The following is a 13,274-nucleotide window of genomic DNA, read 5'->3' as shown; positions in this document are numbered from 1 at the left end:
TTTTTAAGGAGTATAAAGACTTTATTCAGTATTTAAAATGTTTATATCCTAAAAATTGGGTTAATATCACAACTATATAAATTTACTGGAACTCTTTTGTGAAAATACTCATATACTTGGTGGAAATAACAAAAAAAATGTGCAGTTCATATCCAGCAAATAAAATCCTCATAACTCCACACCATCAACAACGGTTACCTTAATAAATGGAGTTTTAGGAGGGTTAAATCCCCTAAATCATGGATATGGTTGGATTGAGTCACGATTTTTAAGATTATTTTTGGAAATTTTCTAACTATAATCTTATATAGTATGGAAACTTAAACAGTGTAAATGATTCATTACATGAGAATTTTTTGAGCTGGATTGCTTTCGATGTAATCTTTTTTAAATATCCTAAAGAATTAAATAATAATACCAACCTTAAATTACAAATAGAGCTTTAGTTAAAAAAATTTTCATGTTCAGGATAGATAATCATATTTACCCTGAAACTTTTAATGGATCTAACAACAATTCAAAATTTGAAGTTGGATTTACTGGGTAGTTTAACTTGATCAATTCATAAATCTAAAGTTTTGAAGTTTATACAAAAATAGGAGTTGAATTAATATGGCAAAAATATCAGGAACTAACAAAAGAACTCGACCGAAGAAAGGATACAAAAAAGCAGGAAGTAAAAGGGGAAGGGCAGTTAAAAACCCATTCACCAGATAAATCCTTTTTTTTATCTAAATTTTTCTATTTTTAACTTTAAGCAATATGTACTCAATTTTTTTTATGTTTTTTATTTTATCAGATCTAACTCATCCAACAATTTAGCTTGTTTTTCTCCTCTAAAATAAAACAGATCAAATACCAGTTTACAAGAGAGTAAATTTTGATTTTAAATTGCATGTAAGAACTGTTTTTAAAAATAGAGATTCCAAAATAATGTATAAAAAAAAATTTGTATTTTTTAGGGGATTTGAAAAAAAATAATGAGTTAAAATGGGTTTTAAATGGTTAAACCCATTTCTATTTCTTCGCTTAGTTCTTTGTACCTGTTTCTTATGGTTACTTCTGTCACACCAGCGACTTCTGCAACGTCCCTTTGGGTTTTTCTCTCTCCAAGAAGTACTGATGCTATGTAGAGTGCTGCTGCTGCAACTCCTGTCGGACCTTTACCTGATGTAAGTCCCTTTGCCATGGCGTTGTTAATTATTTCGATGGCCTTGGATTGTACTTCTCCTGAAAGGTTCAGTTCACTTGCAAACCTTGGTATGTAATCTACAGGGGATGTTGGTGGTAGTTTGATGTTGAGTTCACGGGTTAAGAACCTGTAGGTTCTTCCAACTTCCTTTTTACCCACCCTGGATACTTCTGCTATTTCATCCAAGGTTCTTGGAACGTTACATTTACGGCAGGCTGCGTAGAGTGATGCTGCAACTACTCCTTCGATACTTCTTCCTCTGATGAGTTTGTTTTCAACAGCGTTCCTGTAAACAACTGAAGCTGCTTCACGAACACTTCTTGGAAGTCCCAGTCTTGAGGAGTCCCTATCCAGTTCGGACAGTGCAAATGCAAGGTTTCTTTCCGTTGCTCCGGAAATTCTGATTTTTCTCTGCCATTTTCTGAGCCTGTACCACTGGGCACGGTTTCTGGCAGGAATGTCACGACCGTAGATATCCTTGTTTCTCCAGTCGATCATGGTGGAAAGTCCCTTGTCGTGAATGGTGTAGGTCATTGGTGCCCCTACCCTGGTTCTTTTATCACGCTGTTCATTATCAAATGCTCTCCATTCAGGTCCCATGTCCATTATATTGTCGTCGATCACCAGTCCACAAGCTCCGCATGCGACCTCTCCACGTTCTGGATCGTTTATGATCTGTTCAGATCCACATTCTGGACATCTGGTTTCCTTCTTTTCAATTTCTGAAACTTCCTGTTTCATCTGTTCTTTTCCTGAAACATCAGGATCATGAGTATTATCCATTACCTTTACATCTCCCTTACATCACTATTTTTTAGACCTTAAGTATTACCTGGAAGCAAATTTAGTTAAAACCAATGAAGTTCAATCTATATTTTTTTTTAGAGGTTACTGTTGTCGTATTTTTCAAGATATTCTGCTATGGCTATTCTTATGTGGTGACTTATTGGGCTTCCACCTTTACGCTTGGAGAAAGTTTTTAGTTGTTCGAGTTGAACTTCGTCTAACCTTAAACCAACAGCTATCTTTTTGGACATAGTTTTTTTACCATAAATTAAAAAAAAGCGCCACAGACCATCAACTTATACAAGTCAGTAGAATTGTTATATATATAACTTGTTTTACATACTATATATAATGATCTATTTTGTTATACAAATGATCTGTTTTACACCACACATCCAGGTTTTAACATTTCCAGAATTTTTAAATCAGGATCCAATCAATTTTTATGGAAAATATGATTGTGTCAAGGGATCCGTTAACAACAAAAAAACTAGAAATGACCATTAATCTTTTATATCATAATTGTACCATTTCATATATAAAAGTTTTGCTAAAGGAATATTAATAAAAAGTATCTCAACCCATATCAAAACCGAAGATTTTTATTGTGTGGTAATTAACTGTTAGTAGTTTTTTTTATAGTTGTAGTTATCACATGCTCTTACAATAATTTCTATATTAATTGTGTAAAAGCATAGGATATGGAGGATAACTAAGCTATGTACTCGGATGAAGATATAATTGATTATTGGTTTGAAAAAAGAATTTAAGCCAAAGTACAAGAAGATTATATGAATTAGCTATTAATCAGTACTCTAATTTATTAAATAAAACTATTTTAGAAGTTTATGAAGAAGCAGATCAAGAAGAAGTAGAAAATATCAGATTAAATAAAAGAAAGTATAGTTTTTATGTAATCAAATTTAAAAAACATTTAATTTCTAAAAAAAAACTCCCCTCAAACTATACAAAGCTATATAAATTCTGTAAAATCGTTTTATAATGCTTTTAATATTCACCCTCCTGGTATAACTCTAAATAAAGAAGATATAATCTTAGAAAAAAATTAAAGTAGGTTGATGACTAAAACTGAAATTCAAAAACTTGTTGAAGTATCTCCACCACGAAATCAAGCAATTATACACTAATGGCTTTAATAGGTCTAAGCCAAAGAGAAGTCAGAAACCTTAGGTTCAGCACATAACAACATGCCACCATACTAGGCTGTCTATATGTGGAAGAGAACTGCATAAAATTTTTTTTCTAATACAATAACATTTTTCTACAGAATTTTTTTTTTTATGTTTCCAAAAAACGAAAATTGTATATTTTTAGTAATGTAATATATTGTAATAGGTTTATTTAAACTGTATTTGAATATATATTTTAAATAGAAAGGAGCTGTTATAACATGGATGAAAATAAAAAGAAAAAAAAGGAAACCGGTGATGACATGTGGTCTTCAGCAGAAGAAGACATGAAGGAAAGGGCACCGCCTGATCTCCTTAAAAAAGAAGATCCAGAACTATATAAAAAAGAATATGGGGATACTAAAGTTAACCCTAAAGATTCAGGTGGGAAAAAACTGGAGAGCAAAAAGAAATAAAAATTTTTTATTTCTTTTTAGATAATTAGATTAGAATGGGTTATTTAATGTCGATCGTTGTGACCAATTATATTAGCCCAATAGCACAAAAATAACTAAAATTTTATCATATTATTAAATTACTAACATAAATTTTAATACTTTTTTATAAATCTTGAAATAATAAATAATGTTACATTAAGATGTAATACACTTTATTAAGCTGTTATTATATAGTAAAATGCATATAGACAATCAAATAAATAAATTATACAACTGAGCATCTCTAAATGTTAGAATACAACTACTCCCATCACAAACTACCTCCCAGCTTACCTGGAGACTTAAGAATCCATATAAACTTCATAGACAATGAAATAATAGATCCAGAAGAAAAACTATATTTAGATCTCAAAACTCAAAACTATATTTCAAAAGTATCAAAATACGATATAGAAATGAATTACAATGTAAATCATGAAATTAACTATTTTGAAATAGAATTTATACTAAACTATGCAGTATACACTACTAACTTTTATAGTATATACACCAAAGCCCTAACTCACCTTAAAAAAATCCTAGAAAACACATACTTTCCATACTACCAAGAATTAAGAAATAGCTTCATCATAAAATGAATTTTAGATTCAATATATACATTTCAAATGTTCTATGATGTACAAAATGAACTATACAATCGAAGTCTTAGAAAAAAAATCTTAATAATTTTTATTAGGTATAGTAAAGTAGAATGTTGTTCCTTTTCCAAGTTCGGATTCAACCCAAATTTTTCCACGGTGTTTTTGAACTATTTTTTGTACAATAGCTAAACCAATACCTGTTCCTTCATATTCTTCTCGTGTGTGTAGTCGTTGGAAAATAGTAAATATCTTTTTCAAGTGATTTTGATTCATTCCAATTCCATTATCTTTAATAATAAATATATATTCATCATTTGCATTATCTGTTGAAATGTGTATCTCAGGATTTTTTTCTCCATGATATTTAATGGAATTGCTTATAATGTTTTGAAATAACTGAATCATCAGCTGTTCATTAGCAAAAATTAATGGTAGTGGATCATGAGTTATAATGGCATTAGTATCTGTTATTGATGATTTTAAGTTCATTAAAACCGTATCAAGTAGTTTTTCGCTTTGTAAATATTCAAATTCCCTTTCTTGATTTCCTATTCGAGAATATTCTAAAAGATCATTGATCATATTATCCATACGTTTAGATCCTTCAACAGCAAACCTTATGAAATCATTAGCTTCATTGTCTAATTTATCTTTATATCGTCGCTCAAGTAACTGTAAAAAAGTAGTGATCATACGTAATGGTTCTTTAAGATCGTGGGATGCCACATAAGCAAATTCCTTTAATTCTTTGTTTGATTGTTTAAGTGCTTTTGTGCGTTCATTAACTTTTTTTTCAAGTGTATCTTGATATTTTATTAATTTCCTTTCTGCTTTTTTAATACCGGTTATGTCACGTGCAGCAGCAAAAACACCTATAACTTCATTAAATTTATTTTTATAAACCGTTGCATTGTATAATACTGGTGTTGTATGTCTATTTTTATTTTTAATTTCTAATGGATAATCTAATACATAACCTTCTTTGAATACTTGTTGATATCCTTCTCTAGCTTTTTCAGGTTCTGTGAAGTAGTCTGAGAAATCACTGCCAATGAGTTCATTTCGAGTACAGCCTGTAAATTTTTCAGTTGAACTATTTACATCAGTAATTTTACCATCCGGCCCAATAGTTACTAATGGATCTAAACTGGCTTCTATTAAACTACGATTATATTCATTTGCAGACTTTAGCTCTTGTGTACGTTCTTCTACTTTAAGTTCTAAATTATGTTTGATCTGTTTTAAAGCTTCTTCTGTAGTTTTAAGTTCATTAATATCGAATACACTCATTCTGAACTCTATTAAATTTCCCTCATTATCTAAAACTTTAACGGTTTCCAAATGTGCGTAAAAGGGATCATTCATCTTTAAGAGTTTGATATTTGCAGTTTGGTCCTTTCTTTGTTTTTTAACATTCATAATATGATGATGAAACTCGTTTCGACAAGCAGGATCAATGTATTGAATAAATGCTGATTTTTGGAGATTTAGTCTTTCAACTCCTAATAATAATGCTCCTGCAAGGTTAACGTCTAGTATTATCCCATCTTTATTTAGAGTAAAGTATCCAACAGGTGCATAGTTGTATAAATCAAAATATTTATGTTTTGAATCTTCTAATTTTAACTGAGCTACCCTCAGTTCCTCATTTTGCATTTCTAATTCAATCTGATGAACACGTAACTCATAAATTACTTCATCAACATTTTTCGATGTATATTTTATAGGATTGAAATTGCCTTGAAGTATTTCTTCAGCTTTTTTACGCATCTCACTATCTTTTGACTTTTCATTATCCATTGAACCCTCACATAAAAAATAATTAGACTAATTACTGTATTGATTATGCTCTTCAAAACATTAATAATTTTATGTAAAATTCAGAATTATATTCAAAAATATGATTAAATTATTTTTAAATAAAAAAATAAGCAGATCTCAATCACCAAAATTTGTACATAATATAAAAATAATATTATAATCGTTGGTTCAGTGGGATAATAATCTACAACAGTATCTAATATCTTAAGAAACATTTTTATGGTATATGAGTATTGCTTATATTAAGCTCAGTGCAGAATAATGAAGTTCTTTTTAAGGGAAAGGATAAAGAATTAAATAAAATTTTAGAGAGTATCATAAAAAAAATGGATCCAGCAATTGATGAGATGCGTGCAACTTTTGGAAAATATTTCCAAGCATTAAATAAGTATTATAATATTAATCATAAATTAATTTTTAAATAAAAAAATAATTAAATTTTTTATATACATTTGTAGTATGGAACTTTTTCTTTAATAAGTGACTGTTTTGATTTAACCGGTGTAGATGCATCGTACAAAAAAGCATCTAATAAGTTTGCTGTGACTTTTCCGTTAATAACATATCCATATTCTTAGCAATAATATGTACACGTTCCATTATCTTAGGCCAGTAACTCATTAATCTCCATGTTTCATGAGGTTCCAATTTCAAAGCAATGTCATTAACATAATTAATTTGATTCATCAGGATCTGTATATCCAACCAAATTCTTCCCTGGTAAAAACAATAACTTCCTCATGATCCTGAAAAATATCAGGATCTGTTATTTCTGCAAATCTACCCTTTTTAGTACCTTCACTAAATCTCTTATTCATCACGTCCAGGTACAAATTTTGATATTTTATTTATAACCAGATTGATTAGAGTGCATGTGAGAAATAAAATTTTTATGCAACATTATTCCATAAAGGAGTTTAAGAATTACTGCTTTTGAAAATTTATTTGATAAAATTTATAGTCTTCCTCAAAAATAATGAAAACTAGATAACTCACACCAAGGAAATCGTAATTGGATATAAGTCAAATAATATGATCAAAAATAGTCAAATAAAATAATATCCAAAAAGATATATACATTCAAATTATACTATATGTTTGGTAACTCAAGGTATAGAAAAAATACTAACTGTTATTAGTAGCTAAAAATTTGCAATGAGATGTTTACATTAAAAAAAATTTGAGAGTAATATTTTACTTGTTTTTAAATAACATTTGTTTGGGATAAAAAGCGATATAATATATACTATGAGCTACATATAAAATTTAGAACTAATGGAATTGTTAAAATTATACTAAACGCGTGGGATAAAATTAAGCTTAATCATAGAGGATTTAATTTGAGGAACTACTTTTTTAATGTAATATCCTTTAAAATAACTGTTCTGGATATGATTTCTGATTTGAATAAACTTTTTTTTGTCCAAAAAATTGTTTATGTAAAAAAAAGATTTAGAATTTCAGTAGTTTAAAATTATGTATGTGAGGTGAAATTATGATGGTAAAATTTGATTTACAACACTTTTGTTGTGGGCCAAAGGGCTGTGAAATAGAAATTGAATATGGAGTCATGGCAGACGCAGAAGATTAACAAATCTACTCATCTATCATCTAATATACAGAACACATTTGAATTGAATAGTAAAATAACCTTAATGGTTGAATATTTTGGAGTTGAATTAATATGTTTGGAAATAATTACGGAAATGAAAGGGAAAATAACGCACCTATAGAAGAAGGTTCAGAATACGATGTTAAAATTGAAGATACTGGCAGGGACGGAGACGGAATTGCTCGTGTCGAAGGTTTTGTCGTGTTTGTTGCAGGTGCTAAAGTCGGCGACGAAGTAAGGATCAGAGTTAACTCTGTAAGAAGGAACTTTGGATTTGCTGACATTGTAGAATAATTTTATTAAAATTCGATATCAATCGGAGTTGAATTAATATGTTTGGAAATAATTACGGAAATGAAAGGGAAAATAACGCACCTATAGAAGAAGGTTCAGAATACGATGTTAAAATTGAAGATACTGGCAGGGACGGAGACGGAATTGCTCGTGTCGAAGGTTTTGTTGTGTTCGTATCAGGTGCTAAAGTCGGCGACGAAGTAAGGATCAGAGTTAACTCTGTAAGAAGGAACTTTGCTTTCGCTGACATAGTTGAATAAACTCCAAAATTTTTTAATCAGCATACATCTTAGAAAATTAAACTACTTTAATTTTCATCTTTTTTTTTACAAATACAACTTACTTCTTAAGGTCATTCTTTTTTTTATAAAATCATTAGAAATCATAAAAACAGTCCATTTAAGGTTTAAATTTAAATATAACTGTTTAAAATGAAGTATTTTTATCTAGTTTCGACTATTAAATAGGTTGCGGCATTTTACTCAATCTGTACCTCAAATTAACCTCGTTGTAATAAACCTTATTTGGATAATCCAAGTTTAAATTGGTAATTTTCATTAAAAATATCCATTAAATAAAGATTTCAGTTAACAGCTAAAACAAAAACTGTTAATTGGGCTTTAATTTCTATAAATCGTTCTAAGAGCCTGTTTTTTTCAAGTTTGAAACAAAAGGTTTATATGCGATCATGAAGGTATAGGGAAACCAGTCCAAAAAATCTTTTTTAATAAAGATTTTTGGGATCGGAGGCGAAATAATGAAAAAAGAACTATTTGCAGTATTTTGTGTGGTCACCATACTGGCTGGCACAGCACCAATATATGCAGCAAACACAACAACCACTAAAACAGTGGTTTTAACAGGCAATCAAACTGCAAAATTAACTGCAGTACAAACACAGCTAAATGATCTTATAACCAAGATAGAAGGTCTTAAAAAAACCTACAACAATACAACAAAGAATAAAGGACTACTAAGCGCACTAAATCAGTACGAAAAACAAGCAACTAAACTAAACACTGCCATAACAAGTTACCTTAAAAATCCAACATCACCTGCAAACATCAAGATCAAGAACTTCCAGATCAAGACCAAACAGCTACAGTGGAAGGTTAATGTAACAGAGAAAGTTTTAAAGAAGACCAACATCAAAAAACCAGTAAAACCAATCAAACCAGTAGTACCAGTACATCCAGTAGGACCTGAACCAATTAAAAAACCAGTACACCCAGTGGTACCAGTACACCCAGTAAGCAACTGCACAACAAATGCAACCAAATAAATTTTGGATAGTACTTTTTTTTAGGGATAAAACCCTAAAAAATTCTTTTTTAGAAATAAATAAATTATTGTATCCAAATTTTTTTAGGAAATATCAGAAATCTTATCCAGGACATGAAACATGGATAGATATTTAGAACCATAGTCCCATACTATAAACGAGTGATAGAATGAGCATGAGAAGACCAACACATCCTGGTGAAAAAATTTTACTTAAAACAAGGCCCCAATTTATTTCAACCCTTGAATCAGCCTTTATCCGATTAATAATTCTATTGTTACTTCTATATTTCTTCACTGCAATAATTGGAATTTTTGCAGCTATACAGGGCAGAATTGACTATCTCACAACTGTACCATTTGTTCAGTACTCTACATATGTCCTACTCATTATAATCGCAGTACTCTTCTTCTGGATTCTTTGGAACTTCCTTAGCTGGAGATCCACATGGTACACAGTCACAACCCAAAGAGTACAGATAAAAAGCGGAGTACTGAGTACTAAAAGTGTTTACATTCATTTCAACAAGATGCAAGACATTGAAGTAACCCAAAGCCTAGTACAGAGAATATCCAGTTCTGGTGACATTGAAATATTCGGTGGTAGGGATAAAACCAACCTCATTCTAGAGGACATACCAAAACCAAACCAAGTTGAAGATCTAATAAACCAGAGGATCGAAGTACTAAGCAGAGAACCCGAATCAAGGGCATCAAAACGCAAAGAAAGGTACGACGACGAAAGATTTTAAATCGGGGGGGGGGGATGTCTTAACCATGTTTTGTCCAAACTGCGGAGCCAAAAATCCAGCAGATGCCAGGTTCTGCAATCAATGCGGAACCCATCTTACAGAGTCAATGAACGATCCTACAGAAGACCCAGATCAAGACAGTGGGTTGGAATCAGATACCCTAAATTCTACCCATGAAGATGGTGAAACAGAAGATTCTGCTGTGCACTGTTTAATCTGTAAAACTGGTTCAATGCATCCAACCATCCATTCAGGAACCTTCGGCTTTGGAACAAGGAAAATGCTCATCTGCAACAACTGCGGAGCCGGCTTTGAGATAAAGGGTCAAAAATATAAATTCTCAGAAATTTCAGATACAACACAACCCCTTTGGCTAAGGTACGGTCATCAAACACTCACAGAAGCTGAGTGGATCAGGATTAGTGAAGGTGGTGTTTCAGATGAGGAACAGAAGAAAATCAACAGGGAAGCAGAGGCATTAAAGAAACAGGAAATTGCTAAACAGAAGGAAAAGGATGCCAACGATTTTTTGATGGGACTGGAGAATGGGAGCATACCAATTAATTACTCTGGACAAAGCCCAGTCATACTCAAGAAGGATGAATTGATCTCGATCATAATGGAAAATATTAACCTCCAAGAACCTCGAGCTGTAAGACAGACAAATGCAGCCTATGGTGGGCCAACCATAAGGGTGGCCAAGGGAGTTTCCTTCAGGATGGGAGGAGCATCAGCAAGAAGTGAATCCTACGAAGAAATCAGGGTCATAGATAATGGTAAACTCGTACTCACAAACAAAAGGCTCATATTCATTGGAACCAAGAGAACAGTGAACATAGATCTGCGGAAGATCATGGCAATAGTGCCCTACAAAGATGGTATAGAATCTCAACGTGAAAACAAACAGAAACCAGAATACTTCACAGGCACAGACAAACATACAATAAATTACACCATAAACGGAAGATCAGGAACAGTTCCAATTTACGGCAACGTTTTAAAGGCAGCAATTCAGGGTTTAATTTCAAAACTTCAGTAAAACAAATCATCACAGATGAGATTTATTTTTTAAACCAACTTGATTAAGGATGATGAAAATATGAGTACCAAAAAACAACCCCTACGGTCTACAACAGGCAGGGTGGATGATTCAGAAACAGTGAAGCTGTTGGATGGATCCCATGATCTTAAACCTGACGATGTGGTGGTGGTTATCCACGCAGAAGACTATCAAAAAACATTTCAGAAGATGCTAGAAAGGATCAATGAAATGGACAAGAAAGTTGATGATCAGTCCAAAATATTGAAAGAAAGTGCAGACCAAGAAAAGAAGGGTTTCATTGGAAGATTTAGAAAACCTAAAGAATAGTTAAGAATGCTTTTTTTGAATTTACAACTTTAAATATTCAATTTTATTTGTTGTGCGTAACTATTTTTAAAGGGCTTTGTAGTTTTTAAAAAAAATAGAAAATATTTAGGGAATATGATCCCTAAATCGTGTTTATTATTTGCCTCTACCCTTTTCTGCTTTTATAATCTCTGGTTCATCGTCGTGGATGTAGTTTTCACCACGAAGTGCTGAGAGAACTGCTGCACCAAGGGACAGTGCTGCGCCAATGTAGAACGAAATTCTAAGCGATGGCATGAATGCAGTTGCAAATGTTTGAGGGAACCATGTTGTTCCTTCCAACGTTGTCTGGGTTGCTGGAGGTATCATCGCAGCCACTGAAGGAGGTAAACTGGATATTATACTTCCAATAGGATTGTACCCTAAGAAGGCTGAGAAAAGAGCCCCTGTAGGTGGTATACTGTTTAGTAAAGGTGCTAATTTCACAGCTCCTATGGCAGTGAGAGATGCTATCACAGCATCAGGGTATCGCTGGGTGATTCCAACTATGACTATGGTAAAGAACATTGCCATACTGGCTGTAAATGCCGTGTTCATGACGGTTGTCATCATTCCAGATGCAACACCTCTCTCGTTTGCAGGTACTGAGTTCATAATTGATGCACTGTTTGGAGATCCGAACATTCCACTTCCAATACCCATGAGCAGGAGTGCAAAGGCGAAGTAGGCGTAATCGAAGTTGTACGGCAGTGCTGCTAACATGAGAAATGCAACGGTGTTAATAACCATTCCAAAGGTTGCGATCCATCTTGGACCGTACTTATCTGACAACCAACCGGATATTGGCCCCATGATGATCACACCGGCAGTCAAGGGCAGCATGTAAATACCGGCCCAGAATGGTGTTGATTCGTAGCTGTACCCATTTAAAGGAAGCCATATTCCCTGCAGTAAGAGAATGAGCATGAACATCATACCACCTCTGCCCAAGGCATTTAGTAGTGCCGCTGAATTTGCGAAGGTAAACATTTTTATCCTGAAGAGTTTGAGGTTGAACATTGGATACTCCACACGCCTCTCCACAAATGGGAATATTATCAGGAAAATTAGTCCTGCTACAGCGGACAGTACAACCCATGGATTGGACCATCCCATTGGATCGTTTTTGTAGGGCATAAGACCGTAGGTTACACCAACCAATAGAAGTGTGATACCCAAAATAAATATCGCGTTTCCCCAGATATCAAGTTTAGTTTTAGGAGATTTAATGGAGGTTTCCTTAAGCTTTAAACTTGACCATATGGTTCCAACAATACCAAATGGTACACTGACTAGGAACACAAATCTCCAGTCGTACATTGCCAGAATACCACCAAGTATCAAACCTATGAATTGTCCTGACATGAGTGCAACCATGTTGAGACCAAGTGCCTTACCCCTTTCAGTCACAGGGAAAGCATCTGTCAAGATTGCCGAAGTATTTGCCATGAAAAGTGCACTACCTATCGCTTGAAGAATCCTAAATATGATTATTTCAAGTGCACCTGCATTACCTGTGGAAGGTGTGAAGTACAGCAGTACCGAAGCAACTGTGAACACTAAAAATCCGAGCTTAAATAATTTAACCCGCCCATAAATATCCGAAAGCCGACCAAAACTCAAAAGTAATGTTGCAGTTACAAGGCCGTAACCCATGAGTATCCACAAGAGGTACTGGAAAGAGTTGAGGGGATCGATGTGTATCCCATTAAAAATTGCGGGCAGGGATATTAAAACAATGCTCATGTTTACCATTCCCATTAGGGAAGCAATAAGCACGTTTGATAGGGCTATCCATTTATACTCCATTTAATACCCCCAAATAAAATTTATAATCTTTTTCGTCTAATCTTAATATTCGTTTTTTATACAAGTATCCATTCACTTTGAAATCACCTAAACTATTTAATTAAAATAATA

At 32.9% G+C, this 13,274-nt stretch carries 13 protein-coding genes; 8 read left to right on the top strand and 5 right to left on the bottom strand.

What is annotated here, in order from left to right; translation table 11 throughout:
* Positions 1 to 997 precede the first annotated feature (997 nt).
* Entirely contained in the window at positions 998 to 1,933 is a 936-nt protein-coding gene (locus METBO_RS08810; protein ID WP_048186669.1) for a transcription initiation factor IIB, read from the bottom strand.
* A 140-nt stretch (positions 1,934 to 2,073) separates the two neighbouring features.
* Positions 2,074 to 2,229, bottom strand: coding sequence for a ribbon-helix-helix protein, CopG family (locus METBO_RS08805; RefSeq protein ID WP_013645352.1), 156 nt, complete (start codon positions 2,227 to 2,229; stop codon positions 2,074 to 2,076).
* Between the two features lie 1,160 nt (positions 2,230 to 3,389).
* Between METBO_RS08805 and METBO_RS08800 the strand changes: the two genes are divergently transcribed.
* Complete coding sequence (locus tag METBO_RS08800; RefSeq protein ID WP_013645351.1) at positions 3,390 to 3,584, top strand: hypothetical protein; 195 nt, start codon at positions 3,390 to 3,392, stop codon at positions 3,582 to 3,584.
* A 269-nt stretch (positions 3,585 to 3,853) separates the two neighbouring features.
* Entirely contained in the window at positions 3,854 to 4,204 is a 351-nt protein-coding gene (locus tag METBO_RS08795) for a hypothetical protein (protein ID WP_013645350.1), read from the top strand.
* 81 nt (positions 4,205 to 4,285) lie between these two features.
* Here the strand turns inward: METBO_RS08795 and METBO_RS13070 are convergent, their stop codons facing one another.
* Both METBO_RS13070 and METBO_RS14070 read right to left on the bottom strand, forming a co-directional pair.
* Positions 4,286 to 6,007, bottom strand: coding sequence for a PAS domain-containing sensor histidine kinase (locus tag METBO_RS13070; protein WP_013645349.1), 1,722 nt, complete (start codon positions 6,005 to 6,007; stop codon positions 4,286 to 4,288).
* A gap of 707 nt (positions 6,008 to 6,714) precedes the next feature.
* Positions 6,715 to 6,846: a hypothetical protein gene (locus METBO_RS14070; protein ID WP_013645347.1), complete on the bottom strand. Its 132-nt coding sequence runs from the start codon at positions 6,844 to 6,846 to the stop codon at positions 6,715 to 6,717.
* 866 nt (positions 6,847 to 7,712) lie between these two features.
* Here METBO_RS14070 and METBO_RS08780 point away from each other — a divergent pair.
* The 6 genes from METBO_RS08780 (at position 7,713) to METBO_RS08755 (ending at position 11,336) form a co-directional block, all read left to right on the top strand.
* The gene (locus METBO_RS08780; RefSeq protein WP_013645345.1) at positions 7,713 to 7,934 is read left to right on the top strand and encodes a TRAM domain-containing protein; all 222 of its coding nucleotides are present in this window, start codon (positions 7,713 to 7,715) and stop codon (positions 7,932 to 7,934) included.
* 38 nt (positions 7,935 to 7,972) lie between these two features.
* On the top strand, positions 7,973 to 8,194 hold the full coding sequence (locus METBO_RS08775; RefSeq protein ID WP_013645344.1) for a TRAM domain-containing protein: 222 nt from the start codon (positions 7,973 to 7,975) through the stop codon (positions 8,192 to 8,194).
* A 497-nt stretch (positions 8,195 to 8,691) separates the two neighbouring features.
* Entirely contained in the window at positions 8,692 to 9,216 is a 525-nt protein-coding gene (locus METBO_RS08770; RefSeq protein ID WP_013645343.1) for a hypothetical protein, read from the top strand.
* Positions 9,217 to 9,385: 169 nt separating this feature from the next.
* Positions 9,386 to 9,967: a PH domain-containing protein gene (locus METBO_RS08765; RefSeq protein WP_013645342.1), complete on the top strand. Its 582-nt coding sequence runs from the start codon at positions 9,386 to 9,388 to the stop codon at positions 9,965 to 9,967.
* 25 nt (positions 9,968 to 9,992) lie between these two features.
* Positions 9,993 to 11,006, top strand: coding sequence for a zinc ribbon domain-containing protein (locus METBO_RS08760; protein ID WP_013645341.1), 1,014 nt, complete (start codon positions 9,993 to 9,995; stop codon positions 11,004 to 11,006).
* 60 nt (positions 11,007 to 11,066) lie between these two features.
* Positions 11,067 to 11,336 (top strand): hypothetical protein, encoded by a 270-nt coding sequence (locus tag METBO_RS08755; protein WP_013645340.1) that lies wholly within the window; start codon positions 11,067 to 11,069, stop codon positions 11,334 to 11,336.
* 135 nt (positions 11,337 to 11,471) lie between these two features.
* Here METBO_RS08755 and METBO_RS08750 read toward each other — a convergent pair whose 3' ends face one another.
* The gene (locus METBO_RS08750; RefSeq protein ID WP_013645339.1) at positions 11,472 to 13,163 is read right to left on the bottom strand and encodes an MFS transporter; all 1,692 of its coding nucleotides are present in this window, start codon (positions 13,161 to 13,163) and stop codon (positions 11,472 to 11,474) included.
* Positions 13,164 to 13,274 lie beyond the last annotated feature (111 nt).

It is taken from the genome of Methanobacterium lacus, from assembly GCF_000191585.1.
Classification (GTDB): Archaea; Methanobacteriota; Methanobacteria; order Methanobacteriales; family Methanobacteriaceae; genus Methanobacterium_B; species Methanobacterium_B lacus.
Note: the sequence above shows the minus strand (reverse complement) of the source record. Positions and strands in the feature narration are given on the sequence as shown.